This window comes from Paenibacillus sp. FSL F4-0236, from assembly GCF_038000135.1.
GTDB lineage: Bacteria > Bacillota > Bacilli > Paenibacillales > Paenibacillaceae > Paenibacillus_AQ.
The window spans coordinates 5,969,636-5,988,377 of record NZ_JBBOBK010000001.1 but is presented as its reverse complement, the minus strand read 5'-3'; the positions used below and the strand labels follow the sequence as shown (position 1 = coordinate 5,988,377).

The 18,742-nt window shown below is 45.6% G+C and carries 16 protein-coding genes; all 16 read left to right on the top strand.

Annotated features, from left to right (window positions below):
• Positions 1 to 37: 37 nt before the first annotated feature.
• The 16 genes from hisA to NSQ29_RS26555 all read left to right on the top strand — a co-directional run bounded on the left by hisA (position 38) and on the right by NSQ29_RS26555 (position 18,685).
• Entirely contained in the window at positions 38 to 775 is a 738-nt protein-coding gene (gene hisA / locus NSQ29_RS26630) for a 1-(5-phosphoribosyl)-5-[(5-phosphoribosylamino)methylideneamino]imidazole-4-carboxamide isomerase (protein WP_076286827.1), read from the top strand.
• Positions 776 to 1,538: 763 nt separating this feature from the next.
• The gene (gene hisF / locus NSQ29_RS26625) at positions 1,539 to 2,297 is read left to right on the top strand and encodes an imidazole glycerol phosphate synthase subunit HisF (protein ID WP_042123282.1); all 759 of its coding nucleotides are present in this window, start codon (positions 1,539 to 1,541) and stop codon (positions 2,295 to 2,297) included.
• Complete coding sequence (hisIE, locus tag NSQ29_RS26620; protein WP_341126489.1) at positions 2,294 to 3,010, top strand: bifunctional phosphoribosyl-AMP cyclohydrolase/phosphoribosyl-ATP diphosphatase HisIE; 717 nt, start codon at positions 2,294 to 2,296, stop codon at positions 3,008 to 3,010. Before hisF ends, hisIE begins: the two co-directional genes overlap by 4 nt.
• Positions 3,011 to 3,025: 15 nt before the next feature.
• Positions 3,026 to 3,853, top strand: coding sequence for a histidinol-phosphatase HisJ (gene hisJ / locus NSQ29_RS26615; RefSeq protein WP_339268144.1), 828 nt, complete (start codon positions 3,026 to 3,028; stop codon positions 3,851 to 3,853).
• A gap of 23 nt (positions 3,854 to 3,876) precedes the next feature.
• Positions 3,877 to 4,827 carry a ribose-phosphate diphosphokinase gene (locus tag NSQ29_RS26610; protein ID WP_042123288.1) on the top strand — a complete coding sequence of 317 codons (951 nt, stop codon included), beginning with the start codon at positions 3,877 to 3,879 and terminating at the stop codon, positions 4,825 to 4,827.
• Between the two features lie 334 nt (positions 4,828 to 5,161).
• Positions 5,162 to 6,898, top strand: coding sequence for a tetratricopeptide repeat protein (locus NSQ29_RS26605; protein WP_076286824.1), 1,737 nt, complete (start codon positions 5,162 to 5,164; stop codon positions 6,896 to 6,898).
• Between the two features lie 40 nt (positions 6,899 to 6,938).
• Entirely contained in the window at positions 6,939 to 7,892 is a 954-nt protein-coding gene (gene trxB, locus NSQ29_RS26600; protein WP_149647951.1) for a thioredoxin-disulfide reductase, read from the top strand.
• 309 nt (positions 7,893 to 8,201) lie between these two features.
• On the top strand, positions 8,202 to 9,629 hold the full coding sequence (gene uxaC / locus NSQ29_RS26595; RefSeq protein WP_341126488.1) for a glucuronate isomerase: 1,428 nt from the start codon (positions 8,202 to 8,204) through the stop codon (positions 9,627 to 9,629).
• A gap of 57 nt (positions 9,630 to 9,686) precedes the next feature.
• Positions 9,687 to 10,685, top strand: coding sequence for a LacI family DNA-binding transcriptional regulator (locus NSQ29_RS26590; protein WP_341126487.1), 999 nt, complete (start codon positions 9,687 to 9,689; stop codon positions 10,683 to 10,685).
• A gap of 162 nt (positions 10,686 to 10,847) precedes the next feature.
• Positions 10,848 to 12,317 carry a tagaturonate reductase gene (locus NSQ29_RS26585; RefSeq protein ID WP_341126486.1) on the top strand — a complete coding sequence of 490 codons (1,470 nt, stop codon included), beginning with the start codon at positions 10,848 to 10,850 and terminating at the stop codon, positions 12,315 to 12,317.
• Between the two features lie 34 nt (positions 12,318 to 12,351).
• Positions 12,352 to 13,842 carry a UxaA family hydrolase gene (locus NSQ29_RS26580; protein ID WP_076299995.1) on the top strand — a complete coding sequence of 497 codons (1,491 nt, stop codon included), beginning with the start codon at positions 12,352 to 12,354 and terminating at the stop codon, positions 13,840 to 13,842.
• A gap of 201 nt (positions 13,843 to 14,043) precedes the next feature.
• The gene (locus tag NSQ29_RS26575; RefSeq protein ID WP_076299971.1) at positions 14,044 to 14,271 is read left to right on the top strand and encodes a DUF1858 domain-containing protein; all 228 of its coding nucleotides are present in this window, start codon (positions 14,044 to 14,046) and stop codon (positions 14,269 to 14,271) included.
• A gap of 41 nt (positions 14,272 to 14,312) precedes the next feature.
• Positions 14,313 to 15,575 carry a DUF438 domain-containing protein gene (locus NSQ29_RS26570; RefSeq protein WP_341126485.1) on the top strand — a complete coding sequence of 421 codons (1,263 nt, stop codon included), beginning with the start codon at positions 14,313 to 14,315 and terminating at the stop codon, positions 15,573 to 15,575.
• A gap of 209 nt (positions 15,576 to 15,784) precedes the next feature.
• Entirely contained in the window at positions 15,785 to 16,735 is a 951-nt protein-coding gene (locus NSQ29_RS26565; RefSeq protein ID WP_042184026.1) for an ROK family glucokinase, read from the top strand.
• 45 nt (positions 16,736 to 16,780) lie between these two features.
• Positions 16,781 to 17,680: an RNase adapter RapZ gene (gene rapZ, locus NSQ29_RS26560; RefSeq protein ID WP_042123306.1), complete on the top strand. Its 900-nt coding sequence runs from the start codon at positions 16,781 to 16,783 to the stop codon at positions 17,678 to 17,680.
• A 57-nt stretch (positions 17,681 to 17,737) separates the two neighbouring features.
• On the top strand, positions 17,738 to 18,685 hold the full coding sequence (locus tag NSQ29_RS26555) for a gluconeogenesis factor YvcK family protein (protein WP_179085868.1): 948 nt from the start codon (positions 17,738 to 17,740) through the stop codon (positions 18,683 to 18,685).
• The last annotated feature ends 57 nt before the right edge of the window (positions 18,686 to 18,742 follow it).

The window sequence follows — 18,742 nt, the reverse complement described above, 5'->3', positions numbered from 1 at the left end:
GCTATAAATATAATGTAACGAAAGTGGGGAGCGCCAAATGTCTTCTTTTATTGTATATCCGGCGATTGATATCCGGGATGGAAAATGTGTCAGGCTGCAGCAGGGGGATTACAGTCAGGAAACGATATACAATGATAGCCCACTGGAGGTGGCAAAATCATGGGAAGAGCAGGGCGGAAAGTTCATTCATTTGGTGGACTTAGATGGCGCGAAAGCAGGTCATCCTGTGAATGATGCGATTATCGGCGCTATTGCTGCTAATGCTAATGTGCCTGTTCAGGTGGGCGGTGGCCTTCGTAATCTTGCGGACGTGGAAAAATTGCTTGGGCTTGGCGTTAGTCGGGTTATTATCGGAACTGCTGCGATTAACGATCATGCTTTTACCGAAGCGGTATTGGCTAAATACGGTGATAAAGTAGCTATCGGCATTGATGCGCGCAACGGTTATGTTGCGACACATGGCTGGTTGAACACCTCTGAGGTACGTGCTGAGGATCTGGCTAAGGAATTGGCTGCAAAAGGAGCTGAGACGTTCATTTACACCGACATCTCCCGCGACGGGATGATGCAGGGTCCGAACGTGGAGGGCATTGTGTCCATGGCGAAGGTCAGCGGTAAAACGGTGATCGCCTCCGGCGGAGTCACCAGTCTTGATGATCTGTTACGTCTGAACGTACACAGCGGCAGCGGTGTGGGCGGAGCTATTGTTGGCAAGGCGTTGTACACGGGCAATATTGATCTTTCCAAAGCTTTGCAGGCGCTTGGGCAGAAGTAGTGCTGAGTATGTGCGTTAGTTGACGAACCTGACTAATTAACTCGTTCACACTCTGCGAAAAATCTTATTTAGGGGTGCTGGTTGCATTTTGTGCAATAGAAAGCTGCTTAAAGAAGCTGAATGCTTATCTGATTGCACTTTGTACAATCTAAACAGTACAAAGCTCTTATTTTTGTGGATTTCTCAGGAATCTATTGCACGAAATGCAACAGACGGCACAATTAGATTGTTTGAGGTCGATTCTATTGTACAGAATGCAATAGAACGTTGAACTAGGCTAATAAGCCACTAAGCTATTGAGCGACTAAGGTGGTTTCAGCTAAAGCCTGATGTGGAATCTGCTGCAATAAGTTAATTAAGCGGCAGGTTGGGCATTATTCCTTTGATAGTATAAGTGTACTTCATACAACTATTGTTCCAATTCAGAACCCTTTAGCTAATTTAATTGTATTTCGTGCAGCTATATATGAGAGTTGAGCTTATATCTAAGTTCATTCCCAGATTTAATTGTACAAAATGCAGTTAAACACCTAGTTTTCTGGACGGACGGTGAAATAACTGCACAATGTGCAATTAAATGAACCGATGATATCATGAGCGCGAGCCCACATATCGCCTATATGAATGTGGTCTTGCGGTTGTCGCGAGCTCGTCGTCCTGCTAGGAGCAAGAATCGTGGGAACAAAGTGATTATAGAGTGAGTGGAGCGGGATTTAGGGGGATCAAAATGTTTTAGGAAAACACATGGAAAGGGGGATTAATAATGTTAGCAAAACGTATCATCCCCTGTCTTGACGTTAAGGACGGACGGGTAGTCAAAGGCGTTAACTTTGTGAATCTGCGTGATGCCGGAGATCCGGTAGAGCTGGCAGCGCTGTATGACCGTGAGGGTGCAGATGAGCTTGTGTTTCTCGATATATCGGCTTCCGTAGAAGGCCGGGCGACCATGATTGAGGTTGTGCGGCAGACCGCAGGTGAAATCGCCATTCCTTTTACAGTGGGCGGCGGGATCTCTACACCTGATGATATGAAGCGGATTCTTCGTGCAGGTGCAGACAAAATCGGCATTAATACGGCTGCTATCACTAATCCACAGTTAATTCTGGAAGGTGCACGCCGTTTTGGCTCTCAATGTATTGTGGTAGCAATAGATGCTAAATATAACGAGGCATTTGGTGAATGGGAAGTGTATACACATGGTGGTCGCAAGCCCACTGGCATCCGTGCTCTGACCTGGGCCAAGGAAGCTGAAAAGCTGGGTGCAGGCGAGATTTTGCTCACAAGTATGGATGCAGATGGGACGAAAGATGGCTTCGACCTGAAGCTGACCTCAGCAGTAAGCGATTTACTTAGTATTCCTGTGATTGCTTCTGGCGGCGCTGGAAAGAAGGAGCATTTTTACGACGTATTTACGGAAGGGAAAGCCGATGCGGGACTGGCGGCGACCATTTTTCACTATAAAGAGATTGCCATTAACGACTTAAAGGCTGACTTGAAGCAAAAAGGGGTAGAGATCCGATGAGCGAAACAGAAAAGAATACATCCATTAGCCAAAAAGAAGCGCTGGCCGGCATTCGCTGGAATGAAGCGGGGTTGGTGCCTACCGTTGTGCAGGATGCTAACACACTAGAAGTTTTGATGGTTGCTTATATGAATTCGGAATCGTTGCAGCTCTCGTTGGAAAGTGGCCAGACCTGGTTCTGGAGCCGCTCACGCAGCGAGCTTTGGCACAAAGGTGGAACCTCAGGCAATACACAAGCGATTACTTCCATATCCTATGATTGTGATAGTGATACACTGCTCGTGAAGGTTGTCCCTGAAGGACCAGCTTGCCATACTGGAGCTACGTCATGCTTTTTCCGTGACATTCCTTTGAATAACCAAGACGAGGAATCTCAGAAATCGTTAGCTACTAGCCTTACGGATGGTGAGCGTTTTGCTGTTCTTGGTGAGCTGGAGCGCGTGATTGCTGAGCGGGAAGTAGAGCGTCCGGAAGGCGCGTATACAACTTATTTGTTCGATAAAGGTATCGATAAGATCCTTAAGAAGGTAGGCGAAGAAGCCTCTGAAACGATTATTGCCGCCAAAAATAAAGATAATGCCGAGCTGCGTCTTGAAGTTAGTGATCTGATCTATCACTTACTAGTACTGCTACAGGAGCGCAAGCTTCCGCTGGATGAAATCATGGAAGAGTTGAGTACCCGCCACGAGCGCCCACGCCGGGACCAGTACTAGGGAGGGAACTGACGGATGCATATCGATTACCACACGCATCATGAGCGCTGCGGTCATGCCGTGGGCAAGCTTGAGGAGTATGTGCAGCGTGGGATACAGCTTGGTCTTCAGCAGCTAGGGTTATCCGACCACTTGCCGCTCATCCATGTTGATCCTGCTAGCTATTACCCTGAAATGGCCATGCCAATGGCTGAACTGCCTCGTTATGTGGAGGAATGCCTGACGCTGAAGGAACGCTACCGCGGAGTCATAGACTTGCGGGTAGGGCTGGAAGCAGATTATATTGAAGGCTACGAGGATCAAATTCGTGAGATTTTATCTCCTTACCCATGGGATTATCTGATAGGCTCTGTGCATTTTCTCGGGGAGTGGGATATCACGGATTATCGACAGGTTGATGGCTGGGAAGGCAAGGATGAACTAGAGGTATATCACCTTTATTATGATGCTGTAAAGAAGTCGGCGTTATCAGGATTATATGATATTATAGGACATATGGATGTTATTAAACGGTTCGGCTATGGTCCTCAGACACCAGAAGGTAAAGCAGAGGTGAGAATGCTGGAGCTGGAAACCTTAAAGGTTATAGCGGATAGCGGAATCGCCATGGAGCTGAATGCTTCAGGACTTACCAAGCCATGTGCTGAGATGTTCCCGGCGGAACATCTGCTACAGGAGGCTTTTAAGCTCGGTATACCACTTACGCTCGGCTCGGATGCACATGACCCTGCCAAGCTTGGTGACGGCTTGCAAGAGGCACGTAGCATGCTTTGGCACACAGGCTTCCGTGAGCTGGCTGTATTTGAGGGACGCCGTCGTACCACTGTTCCGTTCAAACTATAATTTATAATCCGCAGGAGGGTATTATGCATCATCAACAATTACGTATTTTTTCCGGTTCGTCGAATCCAAAGCTGGCGGCAGATATTGCAGAGCGACTTGGTGTTGAATTGGGGCAGATTAAGCTGACCCGTTTCATGAGCGGCGAGATTTACGTGCATTACGAAGAGAGCATCCGGAACTGCGACGTATTTTTGGTGCAATCCCTATCCCATCCCATTAATGAGATGTTCGTGGAACTGCTCGTGATGATAGATGCTGCTAAACGGGCATCAGCACGTACAGTTAACATTATTGTGCCGTATTATGGATACGCTCGACAGGAACGTAAGTCTGCACCTCGTGAACCGATCTCGGCTAAGATGGTAGCTGATGTACTTACGACCGCGGGCGCAACCCGTGTAATCACTATCGATTTGCATGCAGCGGCAATTCAAGGATTTTTCAACATTCCGGTCGATCATCTGACTGCTCTCGATTTGATCAGCAGCCATTTGAAGGCCAAGGCTATGTCTGATTTGGTCATTGTTTCTCCGGATGCCGGACGTGCATCTATGGCTGAGAAGCTGGCAAATAAGCTGGATTCACCTTTTGCCATTATGATCAAGAAGCGTCCAGCCCATAATGAATCTGTAATCACTCATGTCATTGGTGATGTCGAGGGACGTACACCGATTATTATCGAGGACCTGATTGATACAGGGACTACCATCGTGAATGTGGTTGAGGGTCTGAAAGAGAGAGGTGCGAAGGACAGTATCGTCTGTGCAACGCATGGATTGTTCTCAGGACCTGCGCTGCAGCGGCTTGACCATCCCTCTGTTCAGGAAGTGGTCATTACGGACTCTATTGCGCTGCCAGATGATCATTCAAGTCGGTTTACGGTCTTATCGGTGGCACCGATGCTTGCACAAGCTACACGTATTATTCTTGAGGGCGGTTCAATCGATAAGCTTTTCAGAGACGCGGGAATTTAATTCCCCGTCTTTTTTTAAATATAAGAAAGTATAAGTTTCACACCATACTTTATGTCTTATATTTCTCGCATATACGCTTACCGTCCTTATAAGGACGCTGAAGGCGTTTATGCTTGTTTTTACGTGAAAAAGTTGCTGTTTGTGGAGTGGTAGAGTCTTTCTCAACTTGAGAATCTCGCGGTCACATGTGGTATACTGTGTGAAGATAGCCGCACCCATAAAGGGAACGGAATAGCGATTAAGTTTGGAGCTCCGGTATACCCCATTGGGCGCCGTCCTCCTATTTTTTCGTTAGTATAAAAGGAAGCTTCTTATAAGGGGGTGCCTTGCTTCCATGATGGAGAGAACTTCAGAGTATGAGGAGAATGGTAATGTTATTCCTGTCACTCTGAATGCCAATTTTTTCTTTGAAAGAGCCGTTCGGTCCTTGGATCGCTTTCAATATGATAAGGCATTAAAGAATTTTCGCAAAGCTGTAGAGTACGAACCGGAGAACCCGGTAAATCATTGTAACGTAGCAGGCGTATTATCAGAGATGGGTAATTATGAGGCGTCTAACGACATTTTGACCCATGTGCTGGAGAATATTGATCCTGGAATGACGGAATGTTATTTCTATATGGCTAACAACTTCGCCAATATGGAAAGCTATGAGGAGGCAGAACGCTCACTTGTTACTTATCTCGAAGAAGATGTGAACGGTGAATTTCTGGCCGAATCGGAAGAGTTGATGGAACTTCTGCAATATGAGCTCGATCGTCCTGCACCACTTATCCGGATTAGAAGCCGGGAAGGGGTAATAGAGCATGAGCGGGCCCGAGCGCTGTTGGAGGAAGGCAAGTTTACACAAGCCGTAACTTTGCTTGAAGAGATTGTGAGCAATACGCCAGACTTCTTGGCGGCGCATAACAACCTAGCCCTTGCGTATTTCTATATGGGTCGTTTTACCAAAGCCAAAGAATGCATTATGCGGGTGCTTGAACAGGACTCTGGGAATTTGCACGCACTTTGTAACTTGGCGATCTTTTTGCAGTATGAAGGTGACCGCGGGCAACTGGCTGGATTATTACGTTTGCTAGAGACGACTATTCCTTTTCACCAGGAGCATTTATTCAAGATGGCCACTACGATGGGGATTCTGGGACGGCATAGAACCGCCTATGGTCATTTTCGGCGCCTGCTGAAAGATGAGGAAGTCGGCGGTGACGCCAGTTTGTACCATTACTGTGCGGCAGCAGCAAGTAATAGCGGTCTCTATGCAGAGGCTCAGCGTTGCTGGCAAAAAGCTGCTAAGCTGGATCCGGAATCGGCTGTGCCGAGATTTTTTCTGGCCCAACTGCAGCAAGCGCAGGGGGAAGGCAAGGCGTTGTCTCCAATCAGTTACAACTATCAGCTCCCCTTTCAAGAGCAGCTGAAGCTGTGGAAAGACAACAAAGGCAGTTTTGCTGAAGAGGTGCGGAACAATCCACTGCTTCGGTCTTCCTTCTTCTGGGCACTTCGCTACGGTGATGCCAATACGAAGCTTCAGGTTACGGAAGCTCTGCGCTGGATTGAGGATGAAGAAATGTCCGAGATTCTACAAGGACTTCTGAAACAACAGCCATTGCAGGAAGAAAAGCTGCAGGAAGCTGCGCTTCTGAGCCTGCAGCGACTGATTGGTAGTGTTCCGGAGGAAAATGTACTTCAGGAAGCCAAAGAAACTTCTAATGCGCGTCTGAAGGGATTGCCAGAATGGAGAGAAGATTGGCAAAAAGTCATCGACCAGACGGTAAGTATGATGGACCGGAGATTTGATGCCGTTCAGAAAAAAGATGCTGAATTACTTTGGAAGCAATTCGTGAGTAGCATATATCCAGATGTTCCTTTTATCCGTCAAACGGAAGGCTGGTGTGCTGCCTTGGAATATCTGATCGCAAAAATGCATAACCTTCCAGTCACCTACCGCGAGGTAGCTCAGCGTTATGACGTATCCGTGTCGATGGTCAGTCGTTATGCTCGGCGTATCGATGATGAATGTAGTTTTCAGGGAAGTGTGAGCGACAGTCTTCCCCCGTTTACTGAAAATATCTAAATTCTTGATGCATAAACCCTATTGTGAGGAGGCCACTGTTATGTACAAAACGATTGTAATCGGAACAGGCCCGGCCGGGCTTACTGCTGCTATTTATTTGGCACGTGCCAACCTTAACCCACTTGTAATTGAAGGGATGCAGCCAGGTGGACAACTGACAACGACAACAGAAGTGGAGAACTTTCCAGGTTTTCCCGAAGGGATTCTCGGCCCGGATTTAATGGACAACATGCGGAAGCAGGCTGAACGTTTTGGTGCTGAATTCAAGAATGGTTGGGTGGATTCAGTGGATTTTTCACAGCGTCCATTTAAAGTTACAGTAGATGGTTTGGGTGTATTAGAGGCAGAGTCGGTAATTATCTCTACCGGTGCTTCTGCCAGATATTTAGGAATACCAGGGGAGCAGGAGAATGTGGGCCGTGGGGTCAGCACTTGCGCTACTTGTGATGGCTTCTTTTTCCGGAACAAGAAGATTATCGTGGTCGGTGGTGGAGACTCTGCGATGGAGGAAGCCAGCTTCTTAACAAGATTTGCTTCTAGCGTAACCGTGGTTCATCGTCGTGATGAGCTCAGAGCTTCAAAAATTATGCAGGACCGCGCACGCGATAATAGTAAGGTTGTGTGGGCACTTAACCGTACACCGCTTGAAGTAACAACCGGCGAGTCTGGAGTTAAGGGACTGACGGTTCGAAACAATGATACAGGGCTTGAAGAACTCATCGAAGCGGACGGCGTGTTTGTCGCTATTGGTCATACGCCGAATACCGGATTCTTGGGCGGTCAGATTACGACCGATACCAATGGTTATATTGTAGTAAATCCAGGTACTACCGAGACGAACATTCCGGGTGTATTCGCTTGCGGCGACGTACAGGATACCCGTTACCGTCAAGCGATCTCCGCAGCAGGGACTGGCTGTATGGCAGCAATGGACGCTGAGAAATATCTTGAGGGCACAATGGTACATGACTGGAGCGAAAACTTGGGTAGTTAATATAACTAAATTTAATCGGAATGAATTCAAGCAGGTGATCCTTATCTTAAAGGGGCGCCTGCTTTTTTTGTAGCAGGAAGCTGGGTGCTGTTAAAATAACTGTAACAATGTCTTTCGAAAAGGGCTTGCACATTTTAAAAATACGTTTACAATAAGAGATAATGTTAACGTGAACAATCCGAACATATTTAGCAACCAAATTATTATAATTTAAAGAAATAAATAAGTTAAAATATCATAATCTGAAAAATGTTCACGTTAAACTAATCGTAACTTCCATTATGATTATAAAGGAGAGCAGCAAACCTCATGAGCAAAAAATTCATGGATGAGAACTTCCTGTTGTCGAGCGAGACCGCCATTAAGCTGTTTCATAATCATGCGAAAGATATGCCTATTATCGACTATCATTGCCACCTCAGTCCTCAAGAGATCTATGAGAACAAGACGTTCAACAATATTACCGAAGCTTGGCTGTATGGCGACCATTACAAATGGAGAGTGATGCGGGCAAATGGTGTAGAGGAGAAGTTCATTACTGGTGATGCTAGTGACTATGAAAAGTTCTTGGCATGGTCTAGAACCGTTCCTAAGATTATCGGGAATCCGCTCTATCATTGGACACATCTTGAGTTGCAGCGTTTCTTTGGAGTATATGATTTGCTAAATGAGGCTAATGCTCCGAAGATTTGGGATGAAGTGAACAGACAGTTGCAAGGTGAAGGATATGGAGCAAGAGATCTAATTGTTAAATCGAAAGTAACTGTTGTATGCACCACCGATGACCCAGTAGATTCTCTGGAATATCATGAAAAAATCACTAGCTTGAGTGGATTCGATGCCAGCGTAGTTCCGGGGTTTCGTCCAGATAAAGCCCTTGAGATTAATCGTACTACCTTCAAGCCTTGGGTAGCTCAGCTAAGCGAAGTCTCAGGAATGGATGTTGAGAATTATGGTCAGTTTCTAGAAGCATTGGAGAGCAGAGTGAGATTCTTCCATGCCAGAGCGGGCCGTGTATCCGATCATGCTTTGGATGCAGTAATGTTTGAGCCTGCTACCTTGGAGGAAGCTACGGCTATATTCAACAAAGCTCTTCGTGAAGGCGTTGTAAGTGAGAGTGAAGAAAAGAAATACAAAGGGTTCACATTAGTATTCCTTGGCAAATTGTACAACGAGCTGGATTGGGCGATGCAATTCCATATCCATGCGCTACGCAATAATAACAGCGTAATGTTCGGACGACTCGGCCCTGATACCGGCTATGATTCGATTAATGATGGCGTGATTGCTAAACCGCTGGCAGGTCTGTTAGATGCGCTGGACCGTGAGAATGCGCTGCCTAAGACCATTTTGTACTCACTGAACCCTAATGATAATCATGTCATTGCTGGTTTAATGGGCTGCTTCCAAGGGGGCGGTATTCCAGGGAAAATTCAATTCGGAACGGCATGGTGGTTCAATGACAATAAGGATGGCATGCTGGAACAGATGAAGACGCTTGCTAACCTCGGTGTGCTTAGCCAGTTTGTCGGGATGCTAACAGACTCCAGAAGTTTTTTATCATATACCAGACATGAGTATTTTAGAAGAATCCTATGTGATCTTGTAGGCTCTTGGGTAGAGAATGGAGAAGCTCCGGAGGATATGGAGCTACTGGGTAGTATGATTGAGAATATCTGTTACAATAACGCTGATCATTATTTCAATTTCTCGAAACAGGCATTGGTGACTAGGTAATCGTTATGATATCCTTACATGGAAGAGCCAAACCCGTTTGATAAGGAAGGTTGACCCATGGCACCTACAATCAAGGATATCGCCAAACTGGCGAATGTTTCACATACAACTGTATCAAGAGCACTTAACAACAGTCCCCTAATTAAAGAAGTTACACGTAAAAAAATTGCCGAGATCGCTGCGCAAGTGGGTTATGTCCCCAATTACAATGCCAAAAGCCTTGTGATGCAGCGGTCATACACCATTGGCTTGTTCTTCACGAGTATCGCCAACGGCACCACGTCTGGTTTCTTCTCTGATACGATTCGTGGTGTAAATAGTGTCATAGATGTAGAGTATAATCTGTTCATCCGTGGGATCGACGATTATGCGGACTATTCCTCTATTCATCACAAACGCTTTGATGGAATTATTCTAATGAGCCAGAGTGAAGCAGATAATAAATTCATTTACCATGTTGTCCAGCAAGGCATTCCAATCGTTGTGCTGAATCGGCAGATAGATGATCGCTCCATTATTAATATCATCTCGAATGACCGGGAAGGCGCTTATCATGCAGGCAAACACCTGATTGAGTCCGGGCATCAAGACATTGCGATCATTGAAGGTGTTGAGGGCTTTAAATCCACGCAGGAACGCAGAGACGGTTTTATAAAAGCTTTGATTGACCATAATATCCCTGTTCGTAACGATTATATGCGAAATGGTAATTACGATATGCAAAGTGGGTATGAGGCGATGGGCAAGCTGCTAGATTTGGAAAAACCGCCGACGGCAGTATTTTGTTCCAATGACGATATGGCAATCGGGGCTATGAAAGCTGTTTTTGAGCGAGGGCAGCAGGTGCCAAACGATGTTTCTATTGTTGGTTTTGATGATATTGGATTTTCGCTCTTTGCGAATCCTTCGCTTACCACAGTTAAACGTCCTATTGAGAAGATCAGCGAGCATGGAGCCCTCAAGCTGCTAAGCTTAATTAAAGAACCTTTGGAGAATGACGGGCTAACCTCCATTGATACGGAGTTTATTGCGAGAGAATCGGTTAGAAAACTGTAGAAGCAAAAAGCTGAACATAGCAGCTTGATCCTTTCACTCGTAAAGGATTTTGAATAAAAATTTTCACGTGTGCATTAATTAATAAAATAATAATATAAATATTGTATTATAAAGTATATTTAATTAGTTTATCGTGTGCATTAATAATCAGGAGGCGTTTATATGAGCAGATTAAATAGTGATAGTTGGAAAGCCTACAAGCAATATCCTGAGAAGGTTCTGCAATTTGGTGAAGGCAATTTCATGCGCGCTTTTGTAGATTGGCAGATTCATACCATGAATCAAAAAACGGATTTCAATGGTGGCGTGGTGGTTGTACAACCGCTGGGTAACGGACTTGCAGAAATGCTAAATGCTCAGAACGGTTTATATACGCTTTATCTCCAAGGAATCAAAGATGGAGCAGCGGTAAAAGAACATGAGGTCATCAACTGTATTACACGAACGCTTAATCCTTTTGCCCAGCATGAGGAGTATATGAAGCTTGCCGAGAATCCAGAGCTGCGCTTTATCGTGTCCAACACCACTGAGGCGGGAATTGCTTTTGAAGCAGGCGACAAGTTAACCGATGCTCCGCAGAGCAGTTTTCCAGGTAAACTGACGGCCTTATTGTATAAGCGTTTTGAATTTTTTAACGGTGATGCATCTAAAGGTTTTATTATCATTCCGTGCGAGCTGATTGACCGAAATGGGGATGAGCTTAAGAAGGTTATTTTGAAATATGCAGATTTATGGAATCTTGGAGAGGGCTTTGTAAACTGGCTGAATGAAGCTAACACCTTCTGCTGTAGTTTGGTGGACCGCATCGTTCCTGGATATCCAAGAGACACCATCGCTGAGATTACGGAAGAATTGGGCTATGAGGATAAGTTGGTCGTTGTCGGCGAGCAGTTCCATCTTTGGGTAATTGAAGGGCCTCAATGGATTAAAAATGAATTCCCGGCTGAAGTAGCAGGTCTTAATGTGCTCGTGGTAGATGATATGACCCCTTACCGGACGCGTAAAGTGAGAATTCTAAACGGAGCTCATACCGCATTGACACCAGTAGCGTATTTGTACGGCATTGATACGGTTGCCGAGGCCATTGAGCACAAAGAGGTTGGGGCGTACGTGAAGTCCTTAATCTACGATGAGATCATTCCGACGCTGGATCTGCCGGTAGAGGAATTGAATTCTTTTGCAGACGCGGTATTGGAAAGGTTCCTGAACCCTTATGTGCAGCATTACTTGATGAGCATCTCCCTTAATTCTATCTCGAAATTTAAGACAAGAGATCTGCCTTCTTTATTGCAATATGTAGAGTCCAAAGGACAATTGCCCGAGAAGCTTGTTTTCTCAATGAGTGCATTAATTGCCTTCTATAAAGGACGTAGAGGGGAAGAAGAGATTCATCTGGCGGATGATGCGGATATTTTGGAATGGTTCGCCTCCTTGTGGGGAGGATGGGATGGCACAGACACTGGGTTACGGGCACTGGCTGTCGAGGTATTAGCAGCGACAAATCGCTGGGGCTGTGACCTGAATGAAGTGGCTGGTCTTACTGACAAGGTGACAGAAGGGCTCATTGCGATTGAGAGAACAGGTATGAAGCAAGCGCTGCAAGCGTACGTGAAGAGACCTGCACACAACTAATACACAGGAGGTGGATAACGACATGATTAAGACTATGAAAGAGGTACTGCAGATCAACGAGGCTGATAACGTGGCAGTTGCACTTAAAGACTATCAAGCAGGCGACACCATTGTGATTGGTTCAAAAGAGATAAAAATTACGGAAGATATTGCTAGAGGTCATAAAATTGCACTAACCAGTATTAGCGAAGGCGAGAATGTATTGAAGTATGGTTATCCCATCGGTCATGCTAAAGCGCCTATCGTGCCGGGCCAGTGGGTGCATACCCATAATACGAAGACAAACCTAACAGGGGTTGAGGAATATACTTTTGAGCAGAAGCTGACCCCCAATCCTTTTAAAACGGAGAATTTGACCTTTAAGGGGTATCGTCGCTTTGACGGATCTGTAGGTATTCGTAATGAGCTGTGGATCGTCCCTACGGTTGGTTGTGTGAATGGAGTGGCGGAGCAGATCATCAATATTTTTAAGGCAGAGGTTGGCGATATCGCTCCGTTCGATAACGTGCTCGTACTGAAGCATAACTATGGTTGCTCCCAGCTGGGTGATGATCATGACAATACCCGTACAATACTTGCTAACGCGGTTAAGCATCCAAATGCGGGCGCCGTTCTTGTGCTCGGACTAGGTTGTGAGAATAACAATTTGCATATTTTTAAAGACATGCTGGGTAGTTACGATGACGATCGAGTGCGTTTTCTTGTCTCCCAAGAGGTTGGAAACGAGATTGAAGAAGGCGTAAAGCTGCTGAAGGAACTCTACAATAACGTACAGGGCGATCATCGGGAAGAAGTCGCACTCTCTGAGCTGAAGATTGGTCTGAAGTGTGGAGGCTCGGATGGCCTGTCCGGGATTACAGCGAATCCGCTTCTTGGACGTCTGTCTGACTATATGGCTGCCCAAGGCGGCACAACTGTACTCACTGAAGTACCTGAAATGTTTGGCGCCGAAAAGATTCTGATGGAACGTGCTGCAGACGAAGCTATTTTCCACAAAATTGTTGATCTCATCAATGACTTTAAGCAGTATTTCATGGACTATAAACAGCCGGTATATGAAAACCCTTCACCAGGCAATAAAGCCGGAGGGATTACTACGCTTGAGGATAAATCGCTGGGTTGCACTCAAAAATCCGGTAATTCCACGGTAATGGATGTACTCAAGTACGGAGAGCTTATCACTAACAAAGGCTTAAATCTTCTTAACGCGCCGGGCAATGACCTAGTGGCTTCGTCGGCTCTGGCTGCTGCTGGCTGCCAATTGGTGATCTTTACGACCGGACGGGGGACACCTTTTGGTACATTCGTGCCAACAATGAAGGTGTCTACCAATACCCCATTGTATGAAGGTAAACGTCACTGGATCGATTTTAATGCGGGTGTGTTGGTTGAAGATGGTTCTCCAGATGAGGTTCTGCGTGACTTCATTAACTACATTATCAGCGTGGCTAGTGGGGAATGGGTAAATAACGAGAAGAATAACTTCCGCGAGATATCGATATTCAAAACAGGAGTAACGCTATAATAAATAATTTATTACGAATTAGACTGTCCCTTATGCTATTTAGCGTAGGGGGCAGTTTTTTAATTTCACATTATACATAATCCATCTTTAAAAGAACGGTCATTGCTTTCTTCTAATTTAGTGATTGCAATCACTATTGCCTTGTACGGCCTGTGCTAATCTGTTGTTGAGAATAGTTCTCATATAAAGGAGAAGAGTCCAATGGAAAAAATGCTGCGAATGGATGAGTCTATCTTCGAGATGGTATCCCGGCATCCAGAGGTCGTTGAGATTATGGTAGAGCTGGGCTTTAAGGACATTGCTAAGCCAGGTATGCTGCAGACCGCTGGCCGTTTCATGACCTTATCCAAAGGAATCAAGCTGAAGAAAATGGATCTCGATACCGTGAAGTTAGCATTTGAACGACACGGCTTCGAGATTATGAAATAAAGGAATCTATCATCAAAATTTTCATTAAGGAGAGATCAATAATGAGTGAATTGATAAATAACCGCGAGGTTGATGTACCGGAGCTAACTCGTCGCCAAGCCATGCTCAAGGAGATTATTAAAGAACTGCATGCAGGCAAAAGTGTTGAAGAGGTTAAGGCACGCTTCGAGGAAGCTGTAGGTGATGTTACTGTTGCGGAAATCTCTGCAATGGAGCATTCGTTAATGACTGAAGAGGGAATTCCAGTATCCGAGGTACAGCGGCTTTGTTCGGTGCATACAGCAATATTCAAAGGCTCTATTGAGCAAATTCACCGCTCCTCAAAGCCTGAAGAACAACCCGGCCACCCAGTCCACACCTTCAAGCTAGAAAACCGTGAGATTGAAAGACTTGTGAACTTCCGTTTAGATTTGCATGCTACCAAATTCCAGAAGAATGACAGCGAGGAGCTGATCTTTAAGCTGCTGGAGGATCTTAGCTTACTGCTGGATCTAGATAAACACTATAGTCGAAAAGAAAATCTGTTGTTCCCTTACCTTGAAAAATACGGCATTTATGGACCAACCAAGGTAATGTGGGGCGTGGATGATCATATCCGTCGTATGATTAAAGATGCAAAAGCAGCGCTCAGCAGCTACAGAGGAAATGCAGCAGATATTGGTGTTCAACTTACGGAGATCATCAAGGAAGTTAATGAAATGATTTTTAAGGAAGAAAATATTTTATTGCCTATGTCGCTGGATAAATTGACGGAAGACGAATGGGTCAAAATCGCTCGGGAGAGCGATGAGATCGGATTCTGCCTAACGGCGCCGGAGCAGGAGTGGATACCCGAACGTGCCGCAGAGCCGGAAGGTGCAGCATTGCAGGGTGAAGCAGTGGGAGCCGCTCCGCAAGAAGGGTTCATCCGTTTTGAGACAGGGCTGTTGTCATTGCATCAGCTCGAAACAGTACTCAATCACCTGCCAGTAGATCTGACATTCATTGATGAGAATGATGTCGTTCGATATTTTTCACACGGGAAGGAACGTATCTTTGCCCGAACTAAGGCAGTTATCGGCCGCACGGTACAGAACTGTCATCCGCCTCAAAGTGTTCATGTGGTGGAGAAGCTTCTGGAAGATTTTAAGGCAGGTCGTAAGGATGCTGAGGACTTCTGGATCAACATCAAGGATAAATTTATCTATATCCGTTATTTCGCCGTCCGAGACGAGACTGGTCGGTATATGGGTACGCTGGAGTTTACACAGAATATCGCACCTATCCGTGCACTGGAGGGGCAAAAGCGTATTTTGTCAGAATAAATGGGTGTTTTAGGTTATTTTCCAGATAATAATATAGTCAGAAGACTCTCTTACATAGTCGTAAGGGGGTCTTTTTAGAATATAATAGAGTATAGTATTAAAATAAGGAATTCCCGGGTGTGTTGTCTTTCCTTGACCACAGAGGGGGCTTCTATTATAGTTGGTACTTAGGATTAACTATTTTAGTATAAAAAAAGGTGGCTTGTTACATGTCTGAGAATATCTACGTTGGCGTGGATTTGGGTGGAACTGCAATTAAGGTTGGAATCTGCAATGCTGAGGGAACGCTACTGCATACTTATGAGGGACCCACAGGAACTGCAGAAGGTGTCGATACTGTTATCGATAATATCGAGAAGTATGTACGCCAAATTGTGGAGGATTCCCCGTACTCTTGGGATCAGCTTGCAGGTGTAGGCGCGGGCGTAGCAGGGTTCACAAATATTCGTGAAGGAATCATTATCCTTGCGCCCAACATAGGATTTAAAGATGTGCCGATTCGCTCCATTTTGGAAGATCGCTGGAACAAGCCTGTCAAAATAGACAATGATGCGAACGTGGCTGCACTGGGTGAAGCCTGGAGTGGTGCAGGACGCGGGATTGAAAATTGTGTCTGCTATACGCTAGGAACAGGTGTTGGTGGCGGAATCATTATTAACGGAAAGATTTATCAAGGTTTTGCAGGTCTAGCAGGTGAGCTTGGCCATATCACTGTAGTGCCGGATTTGGAAGCCATTCAATGTGGTTGCGGTAATATGGGATGTCTGGAAACCGTTTCCTCCGCTACAGGAATTATTCGTATGGCTAACGATGCAGTAGCTCGTGGTGATCGTACTTCCCTCTCAATGGTAGAGAAGATTGCTGCGAAGGAAGTCTTTGATGCGGCTAAGGCTGGCGATGAAGTAGCGATTCGCATAGTAAACCGTGCAGCATACTACCTGGGTAAATCTATGGCTTCTGTTGCAGCCGTGCTTAACCCTGAGGTCTTCATCATTGGTGGTGGTGTGTCTAAGGCTGGAGATATTCTATTTGATGAAGTTCGTCGTGTGTTTGCTAAGCTCGCACCGGCTCCGCTTCAGACTGGTGTTTCGATTATTCCTGCAGAGCTTGGTAATGATGCAGGTATTGTGGGTGCAGCAGGTCTTCTGCTTCGTTCTTAAAAGATAGGGAGTATTCATATACTAATTTAGGGAGGGGACGCTTTAATGACCGAATTGGACAATACTCCAACGGCTGGAGCCACCCTGATCATTATTACCGGAATGTCAGGTGCGGGTAAGACAATTGCTGTGCAGAGTCTGGAAGACCTAGGGTTCTTCTGTGTCGATAATTTGCCGCCGGTGCTGATCCCTAAGTTTGCAGAACTGATTGAGCAGTCGAAGGGTAAGATCGCCAAGGTAGCGCTTGTGATTGACCTGCGCGGTAGGGAATTCTTCACTGCTTTGTCCGAGTCTCTAGCCTATATTAAAGATGAGTCAACCATTGGCTGTGAAATCTTGTTCTTGGATGCTACGGATTCGGTGCTTGTGCAGCGTTACAAGGAAAGCCGGCGTCATCATCCTCTAGCGCCTAAGGGACTTCCGCTTGATGGTATCAAGCTGGAACGTAAAATGCTTGAGGAATTAAAGAATTCAGCTACATTATGTCTGGATACTAGCAGTATGAAACCAGTGCAGCTCAAGGAGAAGATCGTTTCTCGGTTCTCGCATTTAGGAAAAAGTACACTCTCCGTCAACATTACATCGTTCGGATTTAAGTATGGTATTCCTATTGATGCAGACCTCGTCTTCGATGTTCGCTTTTTGCCTAACCCACATTATGTGGATCACCTGCGGCCAAAAACAGGTCAGGACAGCGATGTCTATGACTATGTAATGAAGTGGCCTGAAACACAGGTGTTCCTGACCAAACTGCTCGATATGCTTCATTTCTTAATTCCGCAATATCGTAGGGAAGGTAAATCCCAGATTATTATCGGCATTGGCTGTACAGGCGGGAAACACCGTTCAGTAGCCATTTCTGAATATTTGGGCAAAATGCTGGGCGTCAGCGAAACGGAATCCGTAGCCGTTAGTCATCGGGATTCCGAGCGTGATCGGCACTAATGAGAGAAGGGGTCCATAGTGGCTGAAGAACAAAGACAGCGTCCACGTATCGTCGTTATGGGCGGTGGCACGGGGCTATCTGTCATGCTTCGCGGCTTAAAAGAAAAGCCGCTAGATATTACAGCTATAGTTACCGTAGCAGATGATGGAGGAAGCTCGGGCATTTTGCGCAGTGAACTGCAAATGCCGCCTCCTGGGGACATCCGCAACGTATTAACAGCTATGGCTGATGTAGAGCCGCTCATGGCGGATATTATGAGATATCGTTTCAACACGGGCGAAGGCTTGGCGGGTCATAGTCTTGGCAATTTAATTCTTGCCGCGCTTACAGATATATCTGGCGATTTTGTCACAGCTGTTCGTGAGCTTAGCCGATTATTTGCTGTTCGCGGACGGGTATTACCCGCTGCGGGGGATGCCGTAGTATTGCGTGCAGAAATGTCGGACGGCACGATTATCACGGGTGAATCTAAGATACCGGAAGCAGGCGGGATCATTAAACGGGTTTCTTTGGAGCCTGCTGATGTGGAACCGTTGCCTGAAGCACTTGAAGCGATTCGAAATGCTGATGCAATTCTTTTGGGTCCAGGGAGTCTATATACGAGCATTCTTCCGAACCTACTTGTTCCGAAGCTAGCAGAAGCAGTTGTATCTTCTGATGCAATCAAAATTTTTGTCTGCAATGTAATGACTCAGCCTGGTGAAACGGATAATTATACTGTAAATGACCATCTACAAGCCGTTTATGATCATATTGGGATTCATTTATTTGATTATATTATTGTGAATGACGGTGAAATTCCTGAGCAGGTGCAGTCGAAGTACGCTGAGAAGGGTGCGCGTCCGGTACAGCTCGATAAGGATGTACTAGAAGGCAGTGCATATAAAGTTATAGCGGATAAGCTAGTGTTATTCCGAACTTATTTAAGGCATGATACCGATAAGCTTAGTCATCATATCTATCAGCTTGTGCAAGATTGGATAAACAGAAACCCTAGGGTATAACTTAAAATATAAGAAAATATAAGTTTTACACTTATACTTTCTTATATTTCTCGCTTA

Coding starts and splice junctions, on each gene's coding strand:
- hisA (WP_076286827.1), top strand. CDS start 38: ATGTCTTCTTTTATTGTATATCCGGCGATTGATATCCGGGATGGAAAA.
- hisF (WP_042123282.1), top strand. CDS start 1,539: ATGTTAGCAAAACGTATCATCCCCTGTCTTGACGTTAAGGACGGACGG.
- hisIE (WP_341126489.1), top strand. CDS start 2,294: ATGAGCGAAACAGAAAAGAATACATCCATTAGCCAAAAAGAAGCGCTG.
- hisJ (WP_339268144.1), top strand. CDS start 3,026: ATGCATATCGATTACCACACGCATCATGAGCGCTGCGGTCATGCCGTG.
- NSQ29_RS26610 (WP_042123288.1), top strand. CDS start 3,877: ATGCATCATCAACAATTACGTATTTTTTCCGGTTCGTCGAATCCAAAG.
- NSQ29_RS26605 (WP_076286824.1), top strand. CDS start 5,162: ATGATGGAGAGAACTTCAGAGTATGAGGAGAATGGTAATGTTATTCCT.
- trxB (WP_149647951.1), top strand. CDS start 6,939: ATGTACAAAACGATTGTAATCGGAACAGGCCCGGCCGGGCTTACTGCT.
- uxaC (WP_341126488.1), top strand. CDS start 8,202: ATGAGCAAAAAATTCATGGATGAGAACTTCCTGTTGTCGAGCGAGACC.
- NSQ29_RS26590 (WP_341126487.1), top strand. CDS start 9,687: ATGGCACCTACAATCAAGGATATCGCCAAACTGGCGAATGTTTCACAT.
- NSQ29_RS26585 (WP_341126486.1), top strand. CDS start 10,848: ATGAGCAGATTAAATAGTGATAGTTGGAAAGCCTACAAGCAATATCCT.
- NSQ29_RS26580 (WP_076299995.1), top strand. CDS start 12,352: ATGAAAGAGGTACTGCAGATCAACGAGGCTGATAACGTGGCAGTTGCA.
- NSQ29_RS26575 (WP_076299971.1), top strand. CDS start 14,044: ATGGAAAAAATGCTGCGAATGGATGAGTCTATCTTCGAGATGGTATCC.
- NSQ29_RS26570 (WP_341126485.1), top strand. CDS start 14,313: ATGAGTGAATTGATAAATAACCGCGAGGTTGATGTACCGGAGCTAACT.
- NSQ29_RS26565 (WP_042184026.1), top strand. CDS start 15,785: ATGTCTGAGAATATCTACGTTGGCGTGGATTTGGGTGGAACTGCAATT.
- rapZ (WP_042123306.1), top strand. CDS start 16,781: ATGACCGAATTGGACAATACTCCAACGGCTGGAGCCACCCTGATCATT.
- NSQ29_RS26555 (WP_179085868.1), top strand. CDS start 17,738: ATGGGCGGTGGCACGGGGCTATCTGTCATGCTTCGCGGCTTAAAAGAA.